20 protein-coding genes are annotated in these 26,635 nt (G+C 73.0%); 11 read left to right on the top strand and 9 right to left on the bottom strand.

Features of this window, described 5'->3' with window-relative positions:
* Positions 1–5: 5 nt before the first annotated feature.
* From QE370_RS14615 to QE370_RS14600, 4 genes are all read right to left on the bottom strand, one after another.
* The gene (locus tag QE370_RS14615) at positions 6–1,199 is read right to left on the bottom strand and encodes a YcaO-like family protein (protein ID WP_309634785.1); all 1,194 of its coding nucleotides are present in this window, start codon (positions 1,197–1,199) and stop codon (positions 6–8) included.
* Entirely contained in the window at positions 1,192–3,426 is a 2,235-nt protein-coding gene (locus QE370_RS14610; RefSeq protein ID WP_309634784.1) for a YcaO-like family protein, read from the bottom strand. The genes QE370_RS14615 and QE370_RS14610 overlap by 8 nt, the downstream gene beginning before the upstream one ends.
* Positions 3,427–3,651: 225 nt before the next feature.
* Positions 3,652–5,448: an ABC transporter ATP-binding protein gene (locus tag QE370_RS14605; protein ID WP_309634783.1), complete on the bottom strand. Its 1,797-nt coding sequence runs from the start codon at positions 5,446–5,448 to the stop codon at positions 3,652–3,654.
* Positions 5,445–7,172 (bottom strand): ATP-binding cassette domain-containing protein, encoded by a 1,728-nt coding sequence (locus QE370_RS14600; RefSeq protein ID WP_309634782.1) that lies wholly within the window; start codon positions 7,170–7,172, stop codon positions 5,445–5,447. The genes QE370_RS14605 and QE370_RS14600 overlap by 4 nt, the downstream gene beginning before the upstream one ends.
* A 39-nt stretch (positions 7,173–7,211) precedes the next feature.
* On the opposite strand from QE370_RS14600, the gene QE370_RS14595 reads away from it, so the two are divergent.
* Genes QE370_RS14595 through QE370_RS14585 form a run of 3 tightly spaced genes read left to right on the top strand, consistent with a single transcriptional unit; the run spans position 7,212 to position 10,123 of the window.
* Positions 7,212–8,336 carry an iron ABC transporter permease gene (locus QE370_RS14595; protein WP_309634781.1) on the top strand — a complete coding sequence of 375 codons (1,125 nt, stop codon included), beginning with the start codon at positions 7,212–7,214 and terminating at the stop codon, positions 8,334–8,336.
* A 28-nt stretch (positions 8,337–8,364) separates the two neighbouring features.
* On the top strand, positions 8,365–9,369 hold the full coding sequence (locus QE370_RS14590; RefSeq protein ID WP_253021792.1) for an ABC transporter substrate-binding protein: 1,005 nt from the start codon (positions 8,365–8,367) through the stop codon (positions 9,367–9,369).
* Entirely contained in the window at positions 9,359–10,123 is a 765-nt protein-coding gene (locus QE370_RS14585) for an ABC transporter ATP-binding protein (RefSeq protein WP_309634780.1), read from the top strand. The genes QE370_RS14590 and QE370_RS14585 overlap by 11 nt, the downstream gene beginning before the upstream one ends.
* A gap of 5 nt (positions 10,124–10,128) precedes the next feature.
* On the opposite strand, the gene QE370_RS14580 is transcribed toward QE370_RS14585, so the two are convergent.
* Both QE370_RS14580 and QE370_RS14575 read right to left on the bottom strand, forming a co-directional pair.
* A complete protein-coding gene (locus tag QE370_RS14580; RefSeq protein WP_309634779.1) occupies positions 10,129–10,668 on the bottom strand; it encodes a hypothetical protein in 540 nt (179 codons plus the stop codon).
* 49 nt (positions 10,669–10,717) lie between these two features.
* On the bottom strand, positions 10,718–11,086 hold the full coding sequence (locus tag QE370_RS14575; protein WP_309634778.1) for a DUF2256 and DUF3253 domain-containing protein: 369 nt from the start codon (positions 11,084–11,086) through the stop codon (positions 10,718–10,720).
* Between the two features lie 106 nt (positions 11,087–11,192).
* Between QE370_RS14575 and QE370_RS14570 the strand changes: the two genes are divergently transcribed.
* The gene (locus tag QE370_RS14570; protein ID WP_309634777.1) at positions 11,193–12,164 is read left to right on the top strand and encodes a hypothetical protein; all 972 of its coding nucleotides are present in this window, start codon (positions 11,193–11,195) and stop codon (positions 12,162–12,164) included.
* Between the two features lie 129 nt (positions 12,165–12,293).
* Positions 12,294–13,709 (top strand): S8 family serine peptidase, encoded by a 1,416-nt coding sequence (locus tag QE370_RS14565; protein WP_309634776.1) that lies wholly within the window; start codon positions 12,294–12,296, stop codon positions 13,707–13,709.
* A 60-nt stretch (positions 13,710–13,769) separates the two neighbouring features.
* Here the strand turns inward: QE370_RS14565 and QE370_RS14560 are convergent, their stop codons facing one another.
* Complete coding sequence (locus tag QE370_RS14560; RefSeq protein WP_309634775.1) at positions 13,770–14,171, bottom strand: hypothetical protein; 402 nt, start codon at positions 14,169–14,171, stop codon at positions 13,770–13,772.
* A 332-nt stretch (positions 14,172–14,503) separates the two neighbouring features.
* Entirely contained in the window at positions 14,504–15,034 is a 531-nt protein-coding gene (locus tag QE370_RS14555) for a DUF6318 family protein (RefSeq protein ID WP_309634774.1), read from the bottom strand.
* Positions 15,035–15,490: 456 nt separating this feature from the next.
* Between QE370_RS14555 and recC the strand changes: the two genes are divergently transcribed.
* The 6 genes from recC to QE370_RS14525 all read left to right on the top strand — a co-directional run bounded on the left by recC (position 15,491) and on the right by QE370_RS14525 (position 25,687).
* Positions 15,491–18,844 (top strand): exodeoxyribonuclease V subunit gamma, encoded by a 3,354-nt coding sequence (gene recC / locus QE370_RS14550; protein ID WP_309634773.1) that lies wholly within the window; start codon positions 15,491–15,493, stop codon positions 18,842–18,844.
* Positions 18,841–19,074: a UvrD-helicase domain-containing protein gene (locus QE370_RS14545; RefSeq protein ID WP_309634772.1), complete on the top strand. Its 234-nt coding sequence runs from the start codon at positions 18,841–18,843 to the stop codon at positions 19,072–19,074. The genes recC and QE370_RS14545 overlap by 4 nt, the downstream gene beginning before the upstream one ends.
* Positions 19,046–22,171, top strand: a complete 3,126-nt coding sequence (locus QE370_RS14540; RefSeq protein WP_309634771.1) for a UvrD-helicase domain-containing protein — start codon at positions 19,046–19,048, stop codon at positions 22,169–22,171. The genes QE370_RS14545 and QE370_RS14540 overlap by 29 nt, the downstream gene beginning before the upstream one ends.
* On the top strand, positions 22,168–23,988 hold the full coding sequence (gene recD / locus QE370_RS14535; RefSeq protein WP_309634770.1) for an exodeoxyribonuclease V subunit alpha: 1,821 nt from the start codon (positions 22,168–22,170) through the stop codon (positions 23,986–23,988). The genes QE370_RS14540 and recD overlap by 4 nt, the downstream gene beginning before the upstream one ends.
* A 78-nt stretch (positions 23,989–24,066) precedes the next feature.
* Positions 24,067–24,852, top strand: a complete 786-nt coding sequence (locus QE370_RS14530; RefSeq protein ID WP_309634769.1) for a hypothetical protein — start codon at positions 24,067–24,069, stop codon at positions 24,850–24,852.
* Between the two features lie 100 nt (positions 24,853–24,952).
* Positions 24,953–25,687: a hypothetical protein gene (locus tag QE370_RS14525; protein ID WP_309634768.1), complete on the top strand. Its 735-nt coding sequence runs from the start codon at positions 24,953–24,955 to the stop codon at positions 25,685–25,687.
* Between the two features lie 67 nt (positions 25,688–25,754).
* Here QE370_RS14525 and QE370_RS14520 read toward each other — a convergent pair whose 3' ends face one another.
* Positions 25,755–26,489, bottom strand: a complete 735-nt coding sequence (locus QE370_RS14520; protein WP_309634767.1) for a hypothetical protein — start codon at positions 26,487–26,489, stop codon at positions 25,755–25,757.
* Positions 26,490–26,635 lie beyond the last annotated feature (146 nt).

Below are 26,635 nucleotides of genomic sequence, written 5' to 3'. Positions count from 1 at the left end.
GACGCTCACCAGCCCGGGTAGGGCAGACCCTGGCGCTGGGCGAACGCCGGCACCGGGATGCGGGCCAGTCCAGGTGCGAGCGCCCGGACGCAGTGCCAGCCGGCCGCGGCGACGTCGGGGGTCGTGAGATCGACGACCCACACCTCGGGCGGCGCGTCACCCGTCAGCGTCGCGGCGTGACGGCTGGGCGACGTGCGCCGGTCGACCTCGGCCACGACAGCAGGGTCGAGGCCCAGCTGCACCGCCGACATCGGGTCGACTGCTCCGCGCACGCCGCGAGCCAGGTAACGACGATCGGGTGCGTGGGGGAGGAGGCCGGGCATCCCCGACGCCAGGAGGCCCGACGTCGGCGAGGTCACGTCGCGGGCCACGCCCAGCTGCCACAGCGCACCCGCGGCGGCCCGACGTGCAGCGTCCGGCCCGGTGGCGGGGCAGAGCGTCGCGAGGTCGTGCTCGTGGTCGCGCACGACGGCCAGCACCACCTCGACGTCGAACCGCGACGGCAGCCGACGCAGACGCAGCTCCAGCGGGCCGTCCCACCAGGACGGTGCGCCAAGCGCCGGCAGGGGGTCCGCGGGTCCGGAGGACCACCACCGCGTCACCGCGTCCTGCGCGACGAGGTCGGCGCGCGCCTGGTCCACCGCCGCCTCGAACGTCGTCGCAGCGCCGAGCCCGGCCATGTTCATCGTGTGCGCGAGCGGTTGCGAGGAATCGCGTTCGAGCCAGCGCACGACCGCCTGCCCGTACGGCACCCAGCCCTCCGACGGCCCCTCAGCCGACACCGACCCGCGACGCCGGCGGACACCGCGCGTCCACAGCAGGCGGGTCCGGTCGTCGACCCGCACGAGCGGGCAGCCCGGCTCGTCGAGCACCGCGGGGTCGTGCAGCGCCAGGTCCGTGAGCCGCAGCACCGGCTCGCCCTCCGCCAGCAGCTCGGCCGCCGACGCCGAACGCACCTCCAGCTGGCCGAGGTCCTCCCCGCACCAGTGCCGCACCGCCGACGCCACCGCGACGTCGCCGTCCGCCGACGCCCCGGGCTCGACCAGCTGCACCGCCGCCGCGAGCCCGTCCACGCCCGGACGCGCAGGCATCGTCACCTGCTGGTGCACGAACCCCGACGGGAACCCATCGAGCACCGGCCGACGCACCACGCGCAGCGGTGCGTCGAACAGCCCGACGTCGACGGCCGCCTCAGGCATGCGGCATCGGGAAGTAGTTGAGCTCGTCCTCCTCCAGCGCCGTCTCGCGCCAGCCCAGCTCCACCGCGAGGTCCTGCACACGTCGGCCACCGAGGAACGGGAACGCCGCTGGGGCGTTGCCGACCGTGCCGGGCACCAGCACGCGCACGACGGCCATGCCGGTGCTCGCGACGTCGGGCGTGGTCAGGTCGACGACGATCACCTCGCGACCGGCCGCCTCCACCGCCGCCCGGTACGCCGACGCCGACCGCTCGGGCACCGTCGGCAGCGACGCGAGCGGACGCTCACCCGCCGGCTCCAGCAGGTGCGCCATCCGCTCCGCGGCGCGCGGGTCGAGGTACACCTGCTGCTGCACCATCAGGTCGTCGCAGTCGCGCATGTCGGCGCGGAAGTCGTCGAGGTAGCGACGGTCCTCGCGCCACAGCTTGAACGCGCGCCCGTTCAGCTCCCCGCTCGCCATGACCGCCCAGTGCAGACCGTCCATCCGCAGCAGGTCGCGCGACCCCTCCTGCAGGGTCAGTGCCTCCGTCCACGCCTTCGCCGCCGCCGCCTCGAAGGTCGGGCGGGCGGAGAAGCCGACGTTGACGATCCGGTCGGTGTCGTCGTGCACCACCGCGGCGGCCACCGGGATCGCGAACTCGTCGTCGAGAGCGATCAGCGACGACCGCTGGTGGGTGACGTCGGTGCCGTCCCACAGCCGCTGCAGCGCCGCAGGCACCGGCACCCGGGGGAGCGGGTGGCCGTTGAGCCACCACACCATGGTCGCGTGCCGCTCGACCACCTCCTCGAGGCCGCTCATCACCGCGAAGTCGAGGTCGGGCCCGGCGGCGATGCCCGCGAACGCGCAGAAGTTGGTGATCGGTGCGCTCGAGTACCCCGCCGCGTACCAGTTCACGTACACGAGCGACGCCGGCACGAGCACCTCCGCGTCGCGCGTGAGCGAACGGCCCGGCACCCAGTGCACGCGCGTCTCGCGGGTCAACGGCACGAACGGGAACCCCGGCGCCGCGTACTGCGCGTCGGAGTACAGGACGAGCTCACGCGGGTCGAGCACCGGCACGCCCCGACGACGCAGCTCGTCGTGGCTGCCGTAGGTGACGGGCAGCGTGTCGAGGATGTTGCCGCAGTACCGCTCCACGGACTCGCCGAGCGCAGCCTTGGCCGCACCGTCAGGGTCGCCGAAGCTGCTGCCCTGGCAGAGCACGTTGTTCGCCCACGGCGACACCGCGCGGACGTCGGCGACGTCGCACTGCTTGGTCACGAGCGACGCGGGGACGCTCGCGTCGTGCGTGATGTCGCGCGTGCGCAGCACCAGCCCCGACACCGGGTCGACCAGGTCGTCGACGTCGTGCGGGCGGTGCGTCGTGGGCGAGCCCGGCATCGGCAGCACCGGGTGCGTCGACGCCACGGCGTCGTCCTCGGCAGGATCGCCGAGCCGCAACCGGTGCAGCACGTCGCCCGCGCGGTCGCCGCCGAGCACGGCGAGGGCGGCGGACAGCACCGCGTCGGCCTCGTGCGGAGCCGGACCGGCGTCGCCGGTCAGCGACGGGGTGCGCACCACCCGGTGGACCCGACGGTCGAACGCGGCCGCCGCCCGACGCTGCACCGCGTCCTCGAACGACGCCCCGACCCCGGGCGTGACGAACGGCCCGACCCACGCCTCGCCACGGGTCAGCTCCAGCGCCACCCACGGCACCCGCATGTCGTGGCAGGTGCGGTCGAGGTCGACCAGGTCGCTGTCGCGTGCTCCGTGCACGCACACGACCAGCAGCTCCCCGGTGCGGTAGGCACGGTTCACGACGGCGCGCGGGTCCCACGGTGCCGTCGAGACGCCGACGTCGGCCGCGCCGGCACGCCGTACCAGCGCACGCACGAGGGCGTCGTCGCCGGTCAGGAGCAGCTGTCCTCGCGCACCCTCGTCGACCGGCAGGGCGACAGTCGGCGGTGCCGACGTCGGAGCGATCTGCACCAGACCGCCGCGGTCGAGCAGGATCCGACGCAGCGGGTCGGCCGCCTCGACGAGCGCCTCGTCCACGGTTCCGGCTCCGGGCCGGGTCCAGTGGTCGAGCAGCCGCAGCACGTCGGACGCGCCGAGCCCGACCGTGCGGTGCACGCCGTCGGGCGTGGTGACGACGGTGGTGACCGGGTCGAGCACGCGGACCTCGGTGCGGGCCTCCAGGGCAGAGTCGGACGGTCGGTGCGGGGCGTCGGCCAGGCCGGTGGTCATGGGTCGCTCCTCGTTTCGGCGCGCCGACGGGACACGGCGCGGCAGACTGGGGTGGCGGGCCCCGGCCACTGTGACTGACCGGGGCTCGCCCACGTCGTCCGGATCAGCTCCAGGAGAACGCGGTGGCCACGTGGCCGTGGTGGTTCGAGTTCGGCGCCAGGACGGCCTCGTCCGCGCGCTCGACCTCGACCTCGACGATGTCGATGACGGGCTTCTTCATGCTGTTCACCTCCTCTCCTCGGTCGGTGCTGAGGTCTGCGGCTCGGTCTGGAGCACCGAGCGGTACCGGGGGTGGGTGGCGGTGAGCCGGGCGTGGTCGGCGTCGGCCGCGAGGCGTCCGTCCTCCACCAGCAGCACACGAGGCAGGTGCGCGATCGTCGACGCACGGTGGCTCACCACGATCGTCGTGCGACCACGACGCAGCGCGAGCGCGCGCCGCATGAACGCCTCCTCGGCCTCCTGGTCGAGGTTGGCGGTCGGCTCGTCGAGCACGAGCACCTCCGGGTCGCGCAGCACGCCGCGCGCCAGCCCGAGAAGCTGGCGCTGGCCGCCCGACCAGGTACGTCCGTGCTCGGCGAGCAGCGTGTCGATGCCGTCGGGCAGGCTGCGCACGTGGGCCGCGAGACCGACGTCCTCGAGCGCGCGCCACAGGGCGTCGTCGTCGGCGTCGGGTCGGGCGACGAGGAGGTTGTCGCGCACGGTCGCCCTGAACACGTGCGGGTGCTGGTCGACCAGGCTCACCCGCGTGCGGGTGCGCTCGACGGGCTCCGCGGCGACGTCGGCGCCGCTGACGCCGATCGAGCCCGCCGTCGGCTCCACCAGACGCACGAGCGCGTGCACCAGCGTCGTCTTGCCCGCGCCGCTGGCACCGACGACGGCCACGTGCTCCCCACCGTCGAGGTGCAGGTCGAGGCCGTGGAGGACGGGTCGGTCGGCCCCGGGGTAGGTGACGCAGAGTCCCCGGACGTCGACCGACCCGCTGCCGTCGGGTTCCGACGGGGTGCCGTCGTGGGTGGGGGGTCGGTGGGCGGCGTGCCCCGCTGCGATCACCTCGTCGATGCGCGCGGCCGCGGCAGACATCTCCGCGACCCGCTGCAGCGAGGCGACCACGGTGAGCACGGGCACGAGCGCGACGCCGGCGAGCACCACGGCGACGGGCAGCGTCGCGGCTCCGATGTCGCCGGAGGCGACCCGGGCGCCGACGGCCAGCAGCATCGTGAACGACGTGGCGGCGACGACGAGGTCGAGGGCGGCCTGCTCGATGCCGGTGCGCACCGCGACGCGTCGACGCACGTCCTGCACCGCCGACGTGGCGGACGCCAGCGACGCGCGTGCGTCGTCGACCCGGCCGAGCAGCACCAGGTCGCGCGCAGACTGGCGCACCTCGACGCTCGTGCCCGAGAGGTCGGACACCCGCTCGCGGAGGTCGGCGCCCTGCCGGCGGGCCGTGCCCAGGCCGGCGAGCGGCACCAGCAGCACGCCGAGCTGGCCGGCCACGACGAGCAGGCCGGGCGGGCCCAGCCAGGCGACCGCACCCGCGGCGATCGTCGCCGCGGCAGCGAATCCCGCGAGCACCTGCGCGACGGTGTGCGCGAAGAACCACTCCAGCTGCTCAGCATCGGACATGGCGGCGGCGGCGGTCTCTCCCGAACGGCGTCGTCCCAACCCCGACGGCGCGAGCCGGGCAAGCGCCTCGTGCACGGCGAGGCGGATGGTGTCGATCACCCGGTACGCGAGCACGTGCGAGAGCCACGAGTCGCTCCACGCGAGCGCGCCGACCGCGAGCACCGCTGCGGTGAGCGCGGCGAGCCACGCGCCGGCGTCGCCGTCGTCGAGCAGGGCCGACGCGGTGGCGACGCTCAGCACGATCGCGCCCGCCCCCGCGAGCATCTGCAGGTAGGCCACCACCACGACGCGCCGGAACAGCGCGCGGTGACGGGACAGGTGGGCGCCCATGGCGCGCAGCGGCGCGAGCGTCTGCGTGAAGGCGCTCCTGCCGAGGTCGGTCCTCCCGGCGCTCATCGGCCGGCCCCTGCCGTCGCGCCCGCACGCACGAGCTCGACGTAGCGGTCGCACCGGCGCATCAGGGTGTCGTGGTCGCCGTGGTCGACGACCCGCCCGTCGGCCATCACGACGATCGTCCGCGCGTCGCGGACGGCGTCGAGCCGGTGGGCGACGACGAGCAGCGGCAGCCCGGGGCGGGCCGACATCAGGCGCCGCACGAGGGCGGTCTCGCTGTCGACGTCGAGCGCCGAGGTCGCCTCGTCGAGCACGAGCACCGGCCGACCCTGGACGAGACCGCGCGCGATCGCGATCCGCTGCCGCTGTCCGCCGGACACCAGGCCGCCGCGTTCGCCGACGGGGGACTCGAGCATCAGGGTCGGGTCGTCGGTGCCGATGCCGGCGAGCCGGGCGGCCGCCTCGACCGTGCACGGCACCGGCCCGTCGGGGTCGAGCCCCAGGGTGATGTTGGAGCGCACGTCGCCGGGGAACAGGGTCGGGTCCTGGGGCACGAGGGCCACGTGCGCGAGCCGCTCACGCGCCGACGTCGCGGCCCCGACGGCCACGCGCCCCGAGGTCGGCTCCGCGAGCCCGGCCACGAGGGAGGCGACCGTCGACTTGCCCGACCCGCTCGCGCCGACCATCGCGGTCAGGCCGGGGCCGGCGTGCAGGCTGACGCCGTCGAGCGCGGGCGGACGCGCTGCGTCGGCGCCCGGGTAGGCGAAGGTGACGTCGTCGAGGCGCACGACGGCCGCCCGGTCGACGGCCGGCGGCGTCGTGTCGGCGTCGTCCGGTCGGCGGGCGAGGACCGCACTGATCTGCTCGCCCGAGAACGTGCCGAGGTACCCGGCGTGCCACTGCGACGCGAGGTCGCGCAGCGGCCGGACGAGCTCGACGGAGAGCAGCACGACGGCGAACGTCTCGGCGGCACCGAGGCTGTCCTGCCGGACGAACAGCATGATCAGGGCGACCAGCGGCACCGCGCTCAGGGCGAAGGCGTTGAGCCCGGACTCGATCAAGGACAGCTTGAGCTGCGCGAGGGTCCGGGCGAGCAGGCGGTCCGAGGCGGCGGCCAGCTCGCGCTGGCGTCGCTCCGCGGCGCCGAAGAGCACGAGCGTGGACATGCCCTGCATCGAGTCGACGAACTCGGCGTGCAGCTCCTGGTAGGCGTCCCAGTGGTCGGAACCACGCCGGGCCAGGGCCTTGTCCCAGAGTCGGGGGAGCAGCGGGACGGCTGCTGCCGCTACCACCACCACGGCACCGACGACCGGGTCGATCAGGACGAGGATCACCGCGACGACCGCCGTCACGACGCCCGACAGCAGGAGCGACGGCAGGTACCGGGCGAGGTAGGCGTCGAGGTTCTCGATGCCGTCGACCACGGTGGCGTTGTCGCGCCCGGTCCGTCCAGACCCTGCGTCGTGCACGCTCTCACGCATCAGCTGCACGCCGACCTGGTCGCGGAGGCGGGTCTTCACGGTGGTCATCACCCGCACGACCAGCAGCTCGCGCAGCAGCACCACGAGCGGGCGGGCGAGCAGCACACCGGCGAGCGCCAGGAGCGGCGCGGTGAGGTCGGCCAGCAGGTCGCGCCCCGGACCGTCGGCCACGACGGTGCCGAAGACGTGGGCCGTCACGAGGGCCTGGGCCACGTAGGTGGCGGAGACCGCGAGGCCGACGACGGCCAGGGGGACGAGCATCCGACGCTGGGCGCCAAGAAGGCGGGAGAGGCGGACGTGGGTCACGCTGGACCTTTCTAAATGAGAATGATTATCATTCGGGTCGTGACCCTAACCCCTGGGCGTCCGGCCGTCAACGACGCCCTGCCCCGTACTGCGCCGCCCGTCGTCGTGCCAGGACGAGAGCCCTGGGCGGGACGGTCCACGGTCACCGTGCTGGGGCTGACGGTCCTGCTCCTGACCTCCTGCGTCGTCTCGCTCGGCCTCGGGGCCTTCCCCGTGCCCACGTCCGACGTCGCGCACGTGCTCTGGTCGCGCCTGACGGGCGCCGCGCTGCCGAGCGACGTCACGAGGGCCGCCGACACGGTCGTCTGGCAGCTCCGCGTGCCCCGCATCGTCACCGGGGCCATGGTCGGGGCTGTCCTGGCCGCCTGCGGCGCGGCCCTGCAGGCGGTCGTCCGCAACGTCCTGGCCGACCCCTACCTCCTCGGGGTCTCCTCCGGCGCGTCGCTGGGCGCGGCCCTCGTCATCACCCTCGGCCTCGGGTCGTTGGTCGGGGCCGTGACGCTCGCCGCCGGAGCCTTCGTCGGAGCACTGCTCGCGCTCGTGCTGGTCCTGACCCTCGTCCGTACCGGCGGACGCATGGCGAGCACGAGGCTCGTCCTCGCCGGTGTCACGGTCTCCTACTTCCTGGGCGCCGTCACGAACCTCGTCGTGGTCTTCGCCGACAGCCGTGACGCCGTCCGGGCCGTGACCTTCTGGATGCTCGGCTCCCTCGGTCAGTCGTCCTGGTCCACCGTGCCCGTGCTGGTGGCGACGAGCCTCGTCACCGTCGCCGTGCTGCTGCTCTGGTCGCGCCGACTCGACGCCGTCTCACTCGGCGACGACGTGGCCCGCAGCCTCGGGACCGACCCGGTCCGCCTCCGCACCCAGGTGGCCGTCATGGCCTCGCTCGGAGTGGCATCAGCCGTCGCGGTGAGCGGCAGCATCGGCTTCGTCGGGCTCGTCGTGCCTCACCTCGCGCGTCGGCTCGTGGGTGCCACCCACCGTCTCGTGGTCGCCACCAGCGCACTGCTCGGCGCGTCGGTGCTGGTGTGGGCCGACGCCCTCGCCCGCACCGCCCTCGCCCCTCGGGAGATCCCGCTGGGCATCCTCACCGCACTGATCGGCACCCCCCTGCTGATGGTGCTGGTCCGGCGCCAGCTGGCACGGACCGAAACCGGCTCGTGATCCCGCGAGCACACCCCCAAGGAGAACGATGACCACCACCCTGTCCTTCCGTCGACGACGCACGGCCGCCACGCTCGGTCTCGGTGCCGCTCTGCTGCTCAGCGCCTGCGGCACCTCCACCGACACCTCGGCCGCCGACGCGGCGACCGACACCGGTTATCCGGTGACCGTCGACGACTGCGCGGGGGAGAAGACCTTCGAGCAGAAGCCCGAGAGCGTCATGACCATCGGCACGGCCGCGATCTCCCTGCTCGACGCCGCAGGTGCCAGCGGGCAGATCACGGCGAGGGCGGGCGAGTTCGGTGCCCCGCTCCCGGACGACCTCGACACGCCGCCGTCGGACGCCGAGGTGGTCGATCCGTCCGACCCCACCGCCGAGAGCATCATCGGTGCGGCGCCGGACGTCGTCTACGGCTACGGGCTGTTCAGTGCCAAGCCGGAGGCCCTGGAGCAGGCCGGGATCCCGATGCTGACCGTCGCAGGGGAGTGCGGCCACGACGCCAGCACCGGCAAGGCCGCCGGCATCGACTTCAGCACGGTCAGTGACGACGTGCGTCGCCTCGGCCGGGTGTTCGGCACCTCTGACGTCGCGGACGAGAACGCCGACGCGCTCGACGCGACGGTGAAGAAGCTCTCGGCGGAGTCGACCGGCGACGGCGCCTCGGCTGCATGGCTCTACTACTTCTCCTCCAGCGAGTCGCTCTCGGCGTACGGCGCGACGTCGATGGCCAACGCGGTGCTGGACGCGGCCGACCTCGAGAACGTGTTCGGCACGCAGCAGGAGTCGTACGTGAAGGTCTCGATGGAGTCGCTGCTCGAGGACGACCCGACGTGGCTCGTGCTGAGCTACGGCCTGTACGGGGAGTCCGAGGCCGACGCACGCAAGCAGCTGCTCGCCGAGCCCGGCGCGAATGACCTCACGGCCGTGAAGGAGGGGCGCCTCATCCTCGTCCCCGGCACCTCCTCCGAGGCGTCGCAGCAGTCGGTGAAGGGCCTGCGGGCCGTCGTCGACGCGCTCGCCGATGGCCGCTGAGCGTCTGCGCGCGACGTCGGTCGGGGTTCGTCACGCAGATGTGACGGCCCTGGCCGATGTCGACCTGCGCGTGCACGACGGTGAGGTGGTCGGTCTCGTCGGACCCAACGGCAGCGGGAAGACCAGCCTGTTGCGGGCGCTCGGAGGCATCGCCGCACCGACGTCGGGCGAGGTGCTGCTCGACGGTCGACCGCTCACGTCGGTCGACGCACGGACCCGGGCGCGGGTCCTGGCGTACGTCGGTCAGGACGAGCACAGCGAGATGCCGTTCACCGCCCGCGAGGTGCTGCTCCTCGGCCGCTCGAGCCGGCACCGCGACTGGGAGGGATTCGACGGTGACGACCGTGCGGTCGTCGACGACCTCCTCGCCGACCTCGACCTCGCCCACCTGGCACGTCGGACGCTCGACCGGATGTCGGGGGGCGAGCGCCAGCGGGTCCTCATCGCCCGCGCGCTCGCCCAGCAGACGTCGGTGATCCTGCTGGACGAGCCCACCAACCACCTCGACGTCCGCTACCAGCACCACGTGATGGAGACCCTCGTCTCCCGCGGCGCGACGACGGTCGTCGTCCTCCACGACCTGAATCTCGCTGCTGCCTACTGCGACCGGGTCGTCATGCTGGACGGAGGGTCGGTCGTCGCCGACGGACCGACGCGGGACGTGCTCGAGGCCCAGTCCGTCGCCGACGTGTACCGGGTGCGCACGCGGGTGATCGACCTCGGGGAGCGGTCGCACCTGGTGCTGGGTCGCTGAGGAGGTCAGTCGCAGTAGTCGCAGAGACCCGTGGCAGGGAGCGCCGTGAAGCAGGTCGGGCAGACCTTCACCGGCTTCGTCTCGACGGCGGCCCGCGCCCTGCTGGGGCGGGTCGACGTCGTGCTCGAGCTCGCGCGGCGCACCTTGGCGGGCCGCGGCGTGCCACCGTCGGCGGGCAGGTCCGTCGCGAGAGCGCGGTAGCAGAGCAGGCGGTCCTCGGCCGCGCGCGTCTCGACGTCGCGCACGACGTCTCCGGTCGTCGCCAGGACAGCCCGCGCGTAGACGTCGCCGACCGTGCCGTCGCGCTGGACCGCGAGCGACGTGAGTGGCGGATCGCCGGCGCGTGCCGCGGCCAGGGCGGTGATCTCCATGAAGTCGCCCAGCCAGGTGCGGCGCGACGTCGGGCTCTCCACGCGCGTGCGGACGAGGACCTGGTCGGCCAGGTCGCTGACGGTGATCACGGCGCCGTAGCGGCTCGCGGTCTCGCGGAGGATGTCGAGTGCTGCGGGGGTCCACCGGGCGAACTGGGGGAGGAGCTTGGCCACGTCTCACAACGTTAGACGACCGGTCCACGGGGTCGTCTCGGTGGACTGGTCAGAGCGCGCGCCGGACGCGGATGGGTCCCTTCGCCGTCGACGGGTCGACGACCCGGCCGCTCTGGGTGATCTCCACGGTTCCGTCGGCCACGAGCCGTCGTGCTGCCCGTCTCGCGGGCTCCATCAGGTCGCGCCAGCCGTCGGGGTCGACGCGCCTGGCCGCCTCCGAGGGACAGATCGTGGCGCCGCCGGCCCGGCCGTCGAGGAGGTCCACGATGGCCGCCTCCAGCTCCTGGTCGGTGCGCGTCACGCCGCGCTTGCGGCAGGCCTGCGAGCAGTAACGCACCTGCTCCCAGTCGCGCTCCCACTTCTTGCGCCACTCGATCCGACGTCCGCACGACGCGCAGACCTTCGGCTCGGGGGACATGTCTCCAGTCTCGGGCCAACTCGACGATCCCGCGCGACGCAGCCGGGCCGAGACCCCTTGTCCGACGTCGAACATAGTGTCGAAACATCGATCCAGGGGAGGACGCATGACCATCTTCGACGACCAGCACAACCAGCCCGCGTGGCGCATCCAGACGATCAGCGACCCGCCCGGCGTGCCGTCGTTCGGCTACACCGTCGGGCTGGCGCGCTACGGCCTGCACGACCTGCATGTGTCGTCTCGACCCAGTCTGGGCTGCGATCCCGGCGCCGACTACGTCCTGGGGCATCGCGCGATGGCGCGTGTGCTCGGCGACGTCGCGGCAGCGATGGCCGCCGATGCGCTCAGCCTCGGCGACGACGTCGACGTGCAGCTCGACGCCGGCCTCAGAACCGCGTACCTCGAGGTCGGTGCGCCCGTGCCCGCCGGCTGGGTGGAGGCACTGCGAGCGTCGTCGGACGCCGTCGTCCCGCTGCCGTGGGCGCTCGTGCGGTGCCCGGTCGGCGCCGACCCGGGCGTGCCGCCCGAGGAGGTCGGCGGCTGGCGACGTCGCGTGGGAGATCTCGTGGCCCGGACACCGCGGGTGCACGGCTTCGAAGATCCCGACCCCAGCGCGTTCCCCGCGAGGGATGACGCGCTCGGTCCGCTGGCCCCCTGGGTGCACGCGGTCGCGCAGGCCCTGGCGTCGGCGCCCGCCGGTGCGATCGTGTCGAGCCTGGTCGACGACGTGGTCGCGCAGCGCGACCCCGAGCTGCGAACCCAGCTGCGCGAACGCTCGCGCACGGTCGGTCGGGTGCAGGTGCTCGAGCCGGTCGAGCGGCTGACCGGACGGGTCGTGCGCGCGATCAGCCAACGTCGCGGGTACCGGACGGCCGTGGCGGTGGCGCGTCGACGACCGGACCTGCCGTACGGGTGCTGCGTCGAGCAGCACCTTGCGCGGCTGGTCCACGACGCCATCGAGTCGTGCCTGCTGGTGGCTGCGCTCGACGACGTCGTCACCGCGTCGGAGCGCACCGCCATCCAGGCCGCGTGGACGCCGTTCGTCCCCTTCGGTGTGCCGGTGGGCGCGGTGGTGTGACCGCCAAGTCGACAACAGTTCCTAGGAGAGCAGTAACCACGCCGCGTGCACGTCGTTGGCAGTGCTACACGCGCTCCGGTTCCGACGGAGCGCACGTTCGGGGGAACGATAGACATGCGTCGACGCATCATGTCCACATCCATCGGAGCAGCCGCTTTGGCGTTGGCTGCTCTCACCGTCCCGGCACAGGCCGGCGCCGACGACCAGGCGCGTCTGCAGCCGTTCCTGGCCGACCAGCTGTCGACCTTGAAGGGCGGCGCCGCGACGACCGTGCTGGTCCACGGCCGTACCTTGGCCGACGCCGAGCGGGCGGTGCGCGACTCCGGTCTGGAGCGCGCCGGCAGCTTCGACAAGATCGGCGTGGTGATCGCCAGCGGGACGCGCAGCGAGATCGGGGCTGCCCGATCGGCCGAGGGCGTCACCTATCTCGAGGGCGACCAGCCCATCGAGTACCACCAGGAGACCTCGAACATCGCCACGCGTGGTGCCGAGGCCGCCGCGACGCTCACGGGAGCGGACGGCACGGCCCTGACGGGTCGCGGCGTCAGCGTCGCCGTGATCGACTCCGGCGTCGATCCGACGCACCCGTACCTGAAGGGCGCGACGGTCGCGAACCTGAAGTCGGTGTGCTCGCCGCTCGACGAGACCGGCTGCCAGGTCCTGCGGGTGCCCAACGCGCTCGACACGGACACGACGTCGCTCGGCGGCCACGGGACGCACGTCGCGGGCATCGCGGTCGGTCGGCCCACGACGTTGACGAGCGGGGAGAAGCTGCAGGGCGCGGCGCCGGGCGCGAGCCTGGTGTCGCTGTCGACGGGCGCGGGGATCCTCATCCTCGGCGCGGACGCGTCGCTGAACTGGGTCCTGGAGAACCACGCGAAGCCGTGCGGCGACGGGGTGTCGGCGGCCGAGTGCCCGCCGATCAAGGTCACGAACAACTCCTACGGGCCGTCGGGTGGTGGAGCTTTCGACCCGGAGTCGGCGACCGTGAAGCTTCAGCGTGCGCTGGCTGCGGAGGGTGTCGTGACGGTGTGGGCGGCCGGCAACGACGGTGGTGACGGCAGCGAGAGCCTGACGAACCCGCCCGGTCAGGACCCGACGGGCGGCATCATCTCCGTCGCGTCGTACTACGACCTCGACACCGGCACGCGCGACGGCCGGGTCTCGTCGTTCTCCAGCCGCGGTGCGGCGGCGGACCGGTCCACGTGGCCGGACGTGTCGGCGCCGGGGGAGGACATCACGTCCTCGTGCCGTCCGTACCTGGTGATCTGCGCGACGGGTCTGGACCCGAAGGACGGGCCCGGTCCGCTGGACGTGGGCACGTTCAACACGATCAGCGGCACGTCGATGGCCGCACCGCACGTGGCGGGCATCGTCGCGCAGCTGTTCCAGGCTGACCCGACGGCGACGCCGGCCGAGGTGGAGGCGGCGTTGACGTCGACGGCGTACAAGTACACCGACGGCAGCGCCTACGTCGACGGCTCGTCCTTCGACAAGGGTCACGGTCTGGTCGACGTGGTGGCTGCGGTGTCGGCCCTGCGCTGAGCCGGACCGGCGAGGTCCTGGGACACCCCTGGTGGGTCCCGGGGCCTCGTCGTCTCTCGGTCAGCGTCGTGGTGAGACGAGGACCGGGGCTGCCTCGGTGACCTGGAGCGGGGTCGCTGCACCGGTGGCCGTGAGTGGCTGGCCGAGCGGTGTCCACGCTCCGCCGTCGACTCGGTACCGGACGGTGTAGGTGGTGTCGACGCGGATGCTGACCCGCTCGGCGGTGCGCTGGTAGGTGTGCGTGACGTCCTTCGCCGGGTAGGGCCGACCGGGTCGCGTGGTGGTCCGGCTCGTCCCGTCCCCGTGGTGCCAGGTGTAGCCGGTGGGCGTCGCCTCGACGTCGATGTCGTGCCCGAGCAGGGTGATGCTCTCGCGCACCGGCCGCGGGTCGGTGTGCAGGATCGTCGGCACGTTCACGAGAGTCCGCCCGCCCGGCTGGACGGTGACCCGCAGCGCCGGCATGGGGATCTCGCTGACCGCCCGCCGCACCTCGCCGCGTGTGAGCTGAGGACGGGGCGGGGCCGGTGCTGTCTCGGGGCAGTCCACCGTGGTCGGCGTGATGACGCAGTTAGCCACCACCCAGCCACTCGACTCCCGTGGACCCGAGATCACGGGAGCAGCCAGCTTGGACGTTTCCCGCCTCGGAACTTGAATCGATCGCCTTTCAGAGGGCCGAGTCCTCTCGCTCTGCTCGATGACCACCGAGGGTGCAAAGGACCCATTTGGCTCGACGGAGGTATCTGAAACCAAGCTGCCTGGATTGGCTAGGGCGGCGATCAAAACAACAGGGATTGTCACGTCTTCAACCTCGCGAATGACTGTGCGGTCCACTTCCCGTCGTTGAACCGCACTTCAAGAACAAGATCGTCGCTTCCGGCTCGAATGTCCTCGGCCTCACTCGCTCGCGACTTGCGCACTTTCGAGCCGGACCACGCCGCCTTGAAGTACACAAATGCTTGCGCCGCTTTGAACTCCACTTCAATCTCAGAGATGCGCCACCGGCCGCCGTAGTATCGGCCTCCGTCGCGATAGACGTCGGATACTCGCCGGATGTATGCCTGACATCCCCCGCAGTCTGTGCTGGAGGTGGACCTGAGCAACTTTACGTCGCCCGTTTGCGTCGCATGGTTCAGCGCGGCGACCCACCCCTGAGTGAACGCAACCGCGCCTTCCGGGCTCTTTTGCTTTGACTGAGGCGAGAAGGTCGGAGCCGATGGAGGTGCCGTACTCTTGTGCGACGTTTCGGTACTCGAGCGTTGCGGGGGCTCGATGATTTCCGTCCCGTCCTTGCATCCCGCAAGGACAAGCGCCGTTATGGCGATCACCGTCGCTAGCTTCCGCATCCTGGATCCCCCGATCTGACGTGTCAGAAAGTAGCGAAAACCCGTCGCCCGGTGAAGTCTCGATCCACAACGCTCGGATGTCCGTCCGAAAGCGCATACGTGAGCGATCGCTCTCGACGACTCCGAGCTGAACTGGCGAGCACAACCCAGGTGAGAGGTAGGCAGCACGCGAAAAGAGCCGTCCTTGACGCGCCTCACCTACCTCCCGCCGACCCGATGCGCGCCTCACCTACCTCCCGCCGACCCGATGCGCGCCTCACCTACCTCCCGCCGACCCGATGCGCGCCTTGCCTACCTCCCGCCGGTCCGATCCTTGCTTTGCCCACCCCTACGAGCGCCGCGGGGCCGTCCGCCCTCGCGCCGACCGATCGGGTGGAGCGGCAGGGTGCTGTGGACGGGGTCGCGACTCGTGTCCGCCCCTACGGCTAGGTTCGTCATGTGGCGTTGACGATCCATCGGGCGGAGCGGGCCGACGTGCTCGCGGAGGGGCTCGCGGGGCTGCTGGCCGAGCCGCCCGAGGACCCCTTCGAGCGCGACCTCGTCGTGGTCGCGGCAGCCGGGGTGGAGCGGTGGCTCGCGCAGACGCTCAGCCACCGGCTCGGCACCGCGCCCGGACACGACGACGGCATCTGCGCCGGCGTCTCCTTCGTGCGGCCCCTCCACCTGCTCACCGAGCTCACCGAGAAGGAGCGCGACGACCCCTGGGCGCCGCGGCGTCTCGCCTGGGTCGTGCTCGACGTCATCGAGCAGCACCTCGACGAGCCCTGGCTCGCGATCGTCGCCCGGCACGTCGGGCACGGCCTCGAGCCGGGGGAGGAGGCCCTGCGGCGCAGTCGGCGCTACCCGACCGCCAAGCGCATCGCCGCCCTCCTGCACGGCTACGCCGTCCAGCGACCCTGGATGGTGCGGGCCTGGACGGCCGGCGACGACGTCGACGGAGTCGGCTCGCCCCTCGTCCACGAGGTCCGCTGGCAGGCCGAGATCTGGCGACGCGTCCACACCCTCCTCGACGGCCACCCCTCGCCCGACCTCCGCCTCGCCGACACCGCCGCGGCCCTCCGTCAGCGCACCCTCGACCCCGACCTGCCCCAACGACTCTCCTTCTTCGGGCACACCCGCATGCCGCACGCCGAGCTCGACGTCGTCGGCGCGCTCGCCCACACCCGCGACGTGCACCTCTGGCTGCCCCACCCCTCACGCAGCCGATGGGACGACGTGGCCGCCACCACCACCGACGCCCCGCGACAGCCGGCCCGTCGCGACACCGTCGACGCCCCCGACACCGGCAACACCCTCCTCGCCGCGTGCGCACGAGACGTCACCGAGCTCGAACGCAGCCTCCTCGCGTTGCCCGGCGAGGCGACCACGGTCCATCTGCCCGCTCCGGAGCGCCCCCCGACCCTGCTCGGTCAGCTGCAGGACGACCTCGCCGCCGACCGCGACGGCCCGGTCGACGACATCCGCACCCTCGACCCGCTCGATCGGTCCGTGCAGGTGCACGCCTGCCACGGTCCCGCCCGTCAGGTCGACGTGCTGCGCGAGGTCGTCGTGGGCCTCCTCGCCGACGACCCCACGCTCGAGCCGCGCGACGTGCTCGTCATGTGCCCCGACGTCGAGACCTTCGCGCCGCTCGTCGAGGCCGCGTTCGGGCTCGACGACGTGCCCGACGTCGACCACCCCGGCCACCGACTCCGTGTGCGCCTCGCCGACCGTGCGACCAGCGCCATCAACCCCGTCGCCGACGTCCTGCAGAAGGTCGTCGCCATCGCGGCCGCACGTCGCACCACCGCCACCGAGGTCCGCGACCTCCTCAGCCTCGCACCCGTCCGACGACGCTTCGCGCTCACCGACGACGACCTCGAGCAGGTCGACGAGTGGACCGTGCAGACCGCCATCCGCTGGGGCGTCGACGCCGACGCACGCGCGGCATGGCAGCTCGGCGGGCTCGCCCAGAACACCTGGCGCACCGGACTGCAGCGCCTCGCCCTCGGCGTCGTCACCGACGGTCATGACGGCCCCGACGCCCAGGACGACACCCCCACCGGCAACCGACTCGGCGGGGTGCTCCCGCTCGACGACCTCGGCAGCACCGGCGTCGACCTCGTCGGCCGGTTCACCGAGGCCGTCGAACGACTCGCCGCGGTGCTCGACGCGTCCCGCCCGCAACCCGTCGACGACTGGGTCCAGCTGCTCACCACCGCCGTCCACACGCTCACCGACGTGCCCACCCGCGACGCCTGGCAGCGCGAGCAGGTCCTCCGCGTCCTCGCCGACCTCACCCGCGCCGACACCGCGCCCGCCGCCCGCGGCACCCTCACCGTCGTCGAGGTCGCGGCGTTCCTCACCGACGCGTTCGCCCCGCGCCCGACCCGCACCAGCTTCCGCACCGGCTCCCTCACCGTCTGCACGATGGTGCCGATGCGCTCCGTGCCGCACCGGGTCGTCTGCCTCCTCGGTCTCGACTCCGGCGCCTTCCCCCGCACGCCCACCCCGCTCGGCGACGACGTCCTCGCACGCACGCCGCTCGTCGGCGAGAGGGACGCGGCAGGCGAGGACCGCCAGCTGTTCCTCGACGCCGTCCTGTCCGCCACCGAGCACCTCGTCATCACCTACACCGGCGCCAGCGAGCACACGGGACGACCGCTCCCGCCGGCCACCCCGGTCGGGGAGCTGCTCGACCAGCTCGCCCGCACCGTCCCGACCGCCGACGTGCGCAGCCACGTGCTGGTGCAGCACCCGCTGCAGGCGTTCGACGCCCGCTCGTTCATCCCCGGCGCCCTGGTACCCGGCTCCGCCTTCAGCTTCGACGCCGCCGCCTACGCCGGTGCCCGTGCCACCGTCCGACCGCAGGTCCCCGGGCCGCCGTTCCTCCCAGCCGCGCTCCCCAGCGACGTCGACCCGATCACCACCCTCGACGCCCTGCGCGACCTGGTCCGCCACCCCGTGCGCTCCTTCGTCACGAGCCGACTCGACGTGCGTCTGCCCTACGAGGACGAGCCCATCGACGACAGCGTCCCGCTCGGGCTCGACCATCTCGAACGGTGGAAGGTCAAGGACCGCGTGCTCGCCGCCGTGTTGGCCGGCGTGCCCGGTCACGACGCCGAGGCCGACGAACGCCGCCGCGGCCTCCTGCCTCCCGGTCCGCTCGGCGACGCCGAGCTCGCGCGGGTGCGCCCGGAGGTCAGCACCCTCTTCGCCCTCGCCGCACCCCTGCGCACCGACACGGCCCGCAGCGTCGACGTCGACGTCGAGCTCGGCGACGGCCGCCGCGTGATCGGCACCGTCGCCGGCGTCCACCCGCACCATGCCCTGCGCGTCACCGCGTCGACCGTCCAAGGACGTCAGCTCCTCGAAGCCTGGGTCGACGTGCTCGCCCTCGCCGCGGCGGGCCACGGGCGGCCTGCGCACCTCGTCGGCCGCGTGCCGAGCGGCTATCGGAAGGCGCCGGGCGTCGTCACCCTGGCCGGGCCGTCGCAGGACGAGGCACGGTCCGTCCTCGCCGACCTGCTCGACCTCCATGCGTTCGGCCGCACCACGTTCCTGCCGTTGCCGGTGAAGACTTCGCAGGCCTACGCCGACCTCGCGCGGCGGACCCGCCCCGAGATCGCCCTCGCGAAGGCCGAGCGCGAGTGGATCGGCAGCCGCGACGTGCCCGGCGAGGTCGCCGACCCGTACCACCGCCTCGTCCTCGGCCCCGACGCGCCGATCGCCGACCTGGTCGAGCGCGGCTTCGAGCAGCACGCGGCCACGCTCTGGTTCCCGCTCCTCGACCGGATGGAGGTCGACGCATGAGCGCCGACGGACCGGTCGCCGAGTTCGACATCGCCGACCCGCTGCCCACCGGCACCACGCTCCTCGAGGCCAGCGCCGGCACCGGCAAGACGTGGGCGATCGCGGCACTCGTCACCCGACTCGTGGCCGAGGGCGTCGCCACGCTCGACGAGCTGCTCGTCGTCACCTTCGGGCGGGCAGCCAGTGCCGAGCTGAAGGATCGTGTGCGCGGAGCGGCTGGTACAGGCTGACGCCGTCCTCGCTGCCGGCCACGGCGACGAGCGCGACCCCCTGCAGCGGCTCCTGCTCGACGTCGACGACACCGAGCGCACGGCTCGCCGTCAGCGCCTGCGTGCCGCCGTCGCGCGGTTCGACGAGGCCACCATCACCACGACCCACGGCTTCTGCCAAGCGGTGCTGCGCAGCCTCGGCACCACCGGCGACGTCGAGCCCGGGTCGGTCCTGGTGGAGGACGACACCGACATCGTCGACCAGGTGGTCTCCGACCTCTACCTGCGAGCGGTCGGTCGAGGTCAGACCCCTCCGTTCGACCACGAGGAGGCGGCCGTGCTCGGTCGGCGAGCGGTCGAGGACCCCTCGGCACACCTGCTGCCCACCGACGCAGACCCCGGGTCCGCGCCCGACCTGCGTCGACGATTCGCGTCGGCCGTCCGCGACGAGTCGGCGCGACGCCGCTTGGCGGCCCGCACCCTCTCCTACGACGACCTGCTGCAGCGTCTCGCCGAGGCGCTCGAGCCAGACGACTCGCCCGCCCGCACGGTCATGCGCGACCGCTGGCGAGTCGTGCTCGTCGACGAGTTTCAGGACACCGACCCCGTCCAGTGGCGCATCCTGGAGCGCGCCTTCGTCGGCCACGCGACCATGGTGCTGGTCGGCGACCCGAAGCAGGCCATCTACGGCTTCCGCGGCGGCGACGTCGACACCTACCTGCGCGCCGCCGCGCAGGCCGACACGCGACGCACCCTCACCGTCAACCATCGCAGCGACGCACCCCTGGTGAGCGCCGTCGACGCCGTGCTGCGGGGTGCCGCGCTCGGCGACCCTGCGATCGTCGTCCGTCCGGCGAGCGCTGCGCTCGACGGGTCACGGCTGCACGACCCGCGCGGCGACGCCTCCTTCCGGCTCCGGGCCCACCTGCGCAGCGACGCCGGGTCCGACGGCGACGCCCTGCGCATCGGCGACGTCAGGCCGCGGGTCGCCCGCGACGTCGCAGCCGACGTCGCCGCGCTCCTGGGCAGCGGTGCCACCTACGACCACGGCGCCGGACCGGTGCCGCTGACGGCCGGCGACATCGCGGTGCTCGTCGAGCGGCACGGTGACGCCGAGCTGCTGCACGCCGAGCTGGAGCGGCGCGGCGTGCCCGCCGTGCGCACCGGTGGCTCGGACGTGCTGCAGAGCCAGGCGGGTCAGGACTGGGTCACGCTGCTGACCGCCATGGAGTCGCCGCACCGCAGCGGCTACACCCGCGCTGCCGCGCTCGGACCGTTCCTCGGCTGCACGGCCGCCGACCTGGCCGCCGACGACGGCGACGCCCTCACCGACCGCGTCTCCTCACGGCTGCGCGACCTCACCGACCTGCAGCGCGAGCGCGGTACCGCCGGGATGGTCGAGGCCCTCACCGCCGACGCCTCCGTGGTCGAGCGGCTGCTGCGCCACCAGGGCGGTCGTCGTCGACTCACGGACCTCGAGCACGTCGGCCAGGTGCTCGCGATCGCCGCGCGCGAGCACGGACTCGGCCTGTCCGGGCTGCGACGCTGGCTGCTCGACCGGCGCAGCGAGACCTCTCCGGCAGCCGACCGCACCCACCGTCTCGACACCGACGCCGACGCCGTGCAGATCGTCACCACGTTCGTCAGCAAGGGTCTGCAGTACCCCGTCGTCTACGTCCCGTTCCTGTTCGACCGATGGGTCCCGGAGCCCAGCATCGTCCGACTCCACGACGACGACGGCCGGCGCTGTCTCGACGTCGGCGGGGCAGGACCCTCGTGGTCCGCGCACGCCCGTCGCTCCGACGTCGAGCGCGCGGGGGAGTCGTTGCGGCTGCTGTACGTCGCGCTCACCCGCGCCCAGTCGCGGCTGGTCGTGCACTGGTCGCCCACCTTCAACGCGCGGCACGGTGCTCTGCACCGCCTGTTGTTCCGGCCCGACCCGTCGCAGCCCGAGGTGCCGGACGTGCAGGCCGTGCCGTCGGACCACGACGCCGTGGCGCGTCTGCGTGCCTGGCAGGAGCGTGGCGGTCCCGTCGTCGAGCAGATGGTCACGGGCGACGACGAGCTGACCCCCGCGCCCGGGGAGGCGGAACGACTCGAGGTCCGTCACCTGCGTCGCGACGTCGACACCGTCTGGACCCGCACCTCGTACACCTCGCTCGTGCGGCGCGACGAAGGACCCAGCGTCTCGAGCGAACCGGAGCCGACCGCCGCGGACGACGAGGTCGAGGTGGTCGCCGACGTCGACGCCAGCCCGGTCCTCGGTCCGTCGCCGTGGGCCGAGCTCGCCGGCGGGGCGGCGCTCGGCACGCTCGTGCACGGTGTGCTCGAGCACATCGACATCGACGCCGACGACCTCGACGCGGAGGTCCGCCGACGAGTGGAGGAGGAGCTGGCGTCGCGTCCGCTCGCCGTAGACGTCGACGTGCTCGCACCGGCGCTCGTCGGGGCCCTCAGCACGCCGCTCGGGCCGCTCGCCGACCACCTCACGCTGGCCGAGGCGCTCGGCCGGCGCCCGTTCCGCGAGATGGACTTCGAGCTGCCGCTGGCTGGCGGCGACACGGTCCGGGCCGCCGGTCGCACGGGGACGCTCGCCGACGTCGCCGACCTCATGGAGGCGCACCTGTCGTCGGGCGACGCGCTGCGACCCTTCGCAGCGGAGCTGCGCGACGCCAGCCTGCGCGGGCGCACCCTGCGGGGCTACCTCACCGGCTCGATCGACCTGCTCCTGAGGCTCGACGGCGACCGGACGCTCGTCGTCGACCACAAGACCAACCGCCTCGAGAGCGGTGCGCTCGTCGAGGCCGGCGGCGGCCTGGAGGCGTACGCACCCGAGCGCCTGGCCGACGCCATGCTGCACACGACCTACCCGCTGCAGGCCCTGCTGTACGCCGTGGCGCAGCATCGGTTCCTGCGGTGGCGGCTGCGTGGCTACGACCCCGACGTGCACCTGGCCGGAGTGCTGTACCTGTTCGTGCGGGGCATGACCGGCCCCGACGGCCCACGCGGTGCCGACGGCAGCCCGTTCGGCGTGTTCGCGTGGCGGCCCCCGTCGGCGCTGGTGCTCGACCTCAGTGCGCTGCTCGACGGCAGCCCGACCGACGGAGGCCCGCGATGAGCGACACGTCGGCGTCCCGCGCGGTCGAGGCAGCGCCGGAGGATCCGTTCGACCGTCAGGTCGTCCAGGGTCTCGATGTCGAGAGCGACCCGATCCTGGCCGTGCTCAACCACACCGGTGTCCTGGCAGCCGCCGACGTGCACGTCACCCGCACCGTCGCGGGGCTCGCCGGCGAGGACGACGAGGCGGTGCTGCTCGCCCTCGCCCTGGCCGTTCGCGGGGTCCGGCTCGGATCGTCGTGCGTCGACCTCGGCAGCGTGCTCGACGACCTACGCCTGGAGGCGCCCGACGTCGAGTGGCCGTCGTTCGTCGACGACCTCGATGGGTGGTGGGCGCGCGTCGACGCCAGCCCGCTGGCGTCCGGACGCGACCGTGTGCTCGTCGCCGAGCGTCCGCTGCTGCACCTGGTGCGTTACCACGCTCTGGAGGTGTCGTTGTGCCGGCGACTGGGGGAGCGGCTCGCCCTGCGACCCCCTCCCGTCGACAGGGCGGCCCTCGACGCCGACCTCCGACGTCTGTTCGACGACCCCGGGTTCGCCGAGCAGCGCGCGGCTGCGGCCCGCGCCGCGCACGCGTGGACGACGGTGCTCACGGGTGGCCCGGGTTCGGGCAAGACCACCACCATCGCGCGACTCCTGGCGGCGCTCGCGCGCCAGCACGCCGCGACCGGGCATGGTCGACCCCTGGCCGTCGGACTGGCAGCACCGACCGGCAAGGCCGCGGCCCGGATGCGTGAGGCCGTCGCCGCCGCGTCGACCGATCCGGTGTTCACGCCGGCGGAGCGCGACTGGCTGCGCACGCTGCCCGCCGGCACGGTGCACCGGCTGCTGGGGTCGCGGCCCGACCACCGGACGGCCTTCCGTCACCACGCCGGGCAGAAGCTGCCGTACGACGTGGTGGTCGTCGACGAGACGTCGATGGTCTCGCTGCTCCTCATGGAGCGGCTGGTGCAGGCCGTGCCGTCCGGGTGTCGCCTGGTGCTCGTCGGTGACGCCGAGCAGCTCGCCTCCGTCGAGGCCGGCGCGGTGCTGCGCGACGTGGTGGAAGGTCTCGGGGGCGACGACAGCCCCGTGGTCACCCACCTGCAGCAGTCCCACCGCTTCGACGGTGGCATCGGAGCCCTCGCCTCGGCGGTGGTCGACGGCGACGCGGACCGCGTGCTCGACCTCCTGGCCGACGGGATCGACGGGGTGACCTTGCGCCACCCCGACGAGGTCGAGGACGTCGTGTCCGGACGCCCAGCGCAGCAAGCCCGTGCCGTGGCGCGCGCTGCGGTCGAGGGTGACGTGCCCGGGGCCCTCGCGGCGCTCGGAGAGCACCGGCTGCTGTGCGCGCACCGCGACGGCCCGTACGGCGTGAGCCACTGGAACGAGCGGCTGGAGCGGGAGGTGCGCACCTTCCCTGACCCAGCCCGTCCCTGGTTCGTCGGCCGCCCCGTCCTCGTCACCCGCAACGACGCCTCGCTCCGGGTCAACAATGGCGACGTCGGCGTCACCCTCGACGACGGCCACCGGCTCGTCGTGCACCTGGACTCCACGACGACGGTCTCCTCGACGCGACTCTCGTCGGTGCAGAGTGCCTACGCCAGCACCGTCCACCGCAGCCAGGGCAGCGAGTTCGACCACGTCACCCTCCTGCTGCCCGAGGAGGACTCGCTCGTCCTCACTCGCGAGCTGCTGTACACCGCGATCACCCGCGCACGCATCAGCCTGACGATCGTCGCCACCCCCGAGGTCATCCGACGTGCCGTCGAACGCCGCACCGCTCGCGCCAGCGGCGTCGCCCGACGCCTCGCCGCGATCGTCCAACAGAGCTAGACGATCTGCACGTTCCGCTCCGCAGCCGCTCATCCTGCGGCACCCTCAGCATCGGGAGTCCGGACGAGGGAGAAGCCGATGAACCGCAGGACGTCGTACCCAAGGGAGCAGTACAGGCAGCTACTGCGCGAGTGGTCGCGCGCCAATCGTCGTGTCCTGGCCTCGATCCTGACCGGTGGCGTCGTGCTCTTGCTCGTGCAGACGGCTGTCCTCATGACGCTCGCGCCGTCAGGTGCCCGCCCCTACCTCCTCGGCTTCGTGCACGCTGCCATCGGATGCGGACTGCTCTGGTTCCTGCATGTCTGCTTCCTCGTCCAGCGCAGGGACGCGATCCATCAGCTCCGCGGCGCGTGGGGTGAGGACAACACGACGGACGTGCTGCGGTCGGCGCGCCGCCGACGCCGCGTCTGGGCCTGGGTCGACGGTGTCGCGGTGGACGGCGGCGACATCGACCACGTCGTCGCGACGCGACACGGCGGGCTCGTGGTGATGGACTCGAAGTGGCGCAGCGGAATCGACGACCCGGCGCCGCTCGTGCGTTCGGCGCAACGCTCCGCGCAACGAACGCGTGGCCTCGTCCACTCGGTCACCGAGAGGGGACGCGGACGGCGGCGCGAGTCCGGGCACGATGTGCCGCTCGTGCCGGTCGTCGTGGTCTGGGGACCGGCGCAGCAGATCGTGCTGGGGCATCCAGTCGTCGACGGTGTGCTCTTCCTGCCGGGCCGAGACCTCGGGCGGTGGATCGCGGACCTCGACGGCACGCCGATGGACCGACAGTTCGCCCGCGAGCTCATCGAACGGATCCGAGGTTTCGACGAGCAGCGGCGGGCGGAGCTCCGCGCGAAGGCCGCCAGCGGTTCGTGAGGTCACGTCCGACACGCCACGCCACGCCGCGTCCTGGGATGCAGGTCGCAGCGAGCCCTGACAGGCTGGTCGTCACGGACCACGAGTCGGGAGGAACCCCATGAAGAAGATCGTCTACGCGCTGGCGTTCGGCATCGGCTACGTGCTCGGCGCCCGAGCCGGCCGCGAGCGGTACGAGCAGCTGCGTGACGCGGCGGAGCGCTTCCAGTCCGATCCGCGCGTGCAGGACGCGGTGCACAAGGCCGAGGAGCTCGCGGAGGACGCCGTCCAGGCCGTCCGCGACGAGGACAAGCGGCACGAGGTCGTCGACTCGTTGAAGGAGACCGTCGGCACCGTCCGCGCCCAGGCCACCGGCGCGGCCGCCGCGGTCAAGGAGACCGTCGAGGACACCACGGACGGAGACCTGTCCGACACGGTCGAGAGCGTCAAGGACACCGCCAAGGACCTCAAGGACGAGGCCGTCTCCAAGGCCGAGGACGTGAAGGACGCCGCTGACGAGGGCGGGCTGTCCGAGGCCGTCGACACGGCCAAGGACGCCGCGAAGGACGTCAAGGACGAGGCGGCCGACAGAGCCGGAGAGGTGCACGAGAAGGTGGCCGAGGCCGCGCCGCGCTCCAGCGACGAGGACGCGATCGCCGACGCCGTCGGGTCGGCGCAGCAGGGAGCCAAGCACGTGCGCGACGAGTCGGCCGAGGCCGTCGAGCGCGTGGCGCAGAAGGCCCAGGGCGCGGCCGACGAGACCGGCACGCCCGCCGCGCTCGAGGACCCCGACGCGCACATCCCCGAGGTGGAGGACGAGATCGTCCACACCTCGGGTCCTGACGACCAGCGCTGATCGTCAGCGAAGAAGGCCCCGCACGGACCGAGGTCCGCGCGGGGCCTTCGCACGTGGCGTCGCCGAGTCAGGCCGGCGGGCGACCGAGCCGCGCGCGCACCTGGTCGAGCACCCGGGGCGGGAACTCGTGGGTGCGGCGACAGCGCTCCACGAGGTAGAGGATCTTGTTGAGTCGAGGGCCCGGCAGCTCCACGCCACGTGACTCGAGAGCCGGTCGCAGGACGTTGCGGTCGAACGCGCCGTCGCTGCGCTCGGGCTCCTCGCGCCAGCGCGCGAACGCCTCCTTGAGCTGGGCGTGCCCGACGACGCCGTGCTCCGGCGACAGGGCGACCGCGATCGCCGCCACGAGCCAGGCGTCGTCGTGCTGCAGCGCGTCGACGTCGAGCTGGACGGTGCCGGTTCCCGCCGGCGCCAGCGTCGGCGGGTCGAAGTCGACCACCAGGTCGATGCTGAGGTCCGGGAAGCGCAGGCTCACGCGCGTGCCCGGTGCCGTGAGCGACATCCGCTGCCCCGGGACGGGTGTCGAGGCGTCGCCCTCCGGCGTCACCACCTCCACGACCACACCGTTCGCCCGCTGCCCGCGGTGGAGCACGGGATGCCCGGCACCGGCCTGCACGACCACCGCGGGGTCGCTGAGGTAGGGGAGACGGACGAACACGTACGTCGAGCCGGCGATCTCCTCGACGGCCACGGACCTCTGCTCGGGCAGCGTCATCCGTCGGGCGAGCACCAGCTTTCCGCCGGGGTCCACGACGGTGCGACCCGACGACTCGGGCCCGACCGACCAGGCGATGCGCAGCACGCTTCCTTCCCTCCTGTCTCGACGACGACGATCATGCCAGCACCGAACGGTCGGCCCTGTGCAGCCATTGCATTGCACACGATGTAATCGTGTGCAATGATAGTGCCGTCGGGCGCGGCACGAGCCGCCCCGATCCCCGACTTCCA

The organism is Aeromicrobium sp. SORGH_AS_0981, assembly GCF_031453195.1.
Classification (GTDB): domain Bacteria; phylum Actinomycetota; class Actinomycetes; order Propionibacteriales; family Nocardioidaceae; genus Aeromicrobium.
The sequence above is the reverse complement of the archived record's forward strand: the minus strand, read 5'-3'. Positions and strand labels throughout refer to the sequence as shown.

Coding starts and splice junctions, on each gene's coding strand:
- QE370_RS14525 (WP_309634768.1), top strand. CDS start 24,953: ATGAAGAAGATCGTCTACGCGCTGGCGTTCGGCATCGGCTACGTGCTC.
- QE370_RS14590 (WP_253021792.1), top strand. CDS start 8,365: ATGACCACCACCCTGTCCTTCCGTCGACGACGCACGGCCGCCACGCTC.
- QE370_RS14585 (WP_309634780.1), top strand. CDS start 9,359: ATGGCCGCTGAGCGTCTGCGCGCGACGTCGGTCGGGGTTCGTCACGCA.
- recD (WP_309634770.1), top strand. CDS start 22,168: ATGAGCGACACGTCGGCGTCCCGCGCGGTCGAGGCAGCGCCGGAGGAT.
- QE370_RS14530 (WP_309634769.1), top strand. CDS start 24,067: ATGAACCGCAGGACGTCGTACCCAAGGGAGCAGTACAGGCAGCTACTG.
- QE370_RS14605 (WP_309634783.1), bottom strand. CDS start 5,448: ATGAGCGCCGGGAGGACCGACCTCGGCAGGAGCGCCTTCACGCAGACG.
- QE370_RS14575 (WP_309634778.1), bottom strand. CDS start 11,086: ATGTCCCCCGAGCCGAAGGTCTGCGCGTCGTGCGGACGTCGGATCGAG.
- QE370_RS14545 (WP_309634772.1), top strand. CDS start 18,841: ATGAGCGCCGACGGACCGGTCGCCGAGTTCGACATCGCCGACCCGCTG.
- QE370_RS14565 (WP_309634776.1), top strand. CDS start 12,294: ATGTCCACATCCATCGGAGCAGCCGCTTTGGCGTTGGCTGCTCTCACC.
- QE370_RS14560 (WP_309634775.1), bottom strand. CDS start 14,171: ATGCCGGCGCTGCGGGTCACCGTCCAGCCGGGCGGGCGGACTCTCGTG.
- QE370_RS14570 (WP_309634777.1), top strand. CDS start 11,193: ATGACCATCTTCGACGACCAGCACAACCAGCCCGCGTGGCGCATCCAG.
- QE370_RS14610 (WP_309634784.1), bottom strand. CDS start 3,426: ATGACCACCGGCCTGGCCGACGCCCCGCACCGACCGTCCGACTCTGCC.
- QE370_RS14615 (WP_309634785.1), bottom strand. CDS start 1,199: ATGCCTGAGGCGGCCGTCGACGTCGGGCTGTTCGACGCACCGCTGCGC.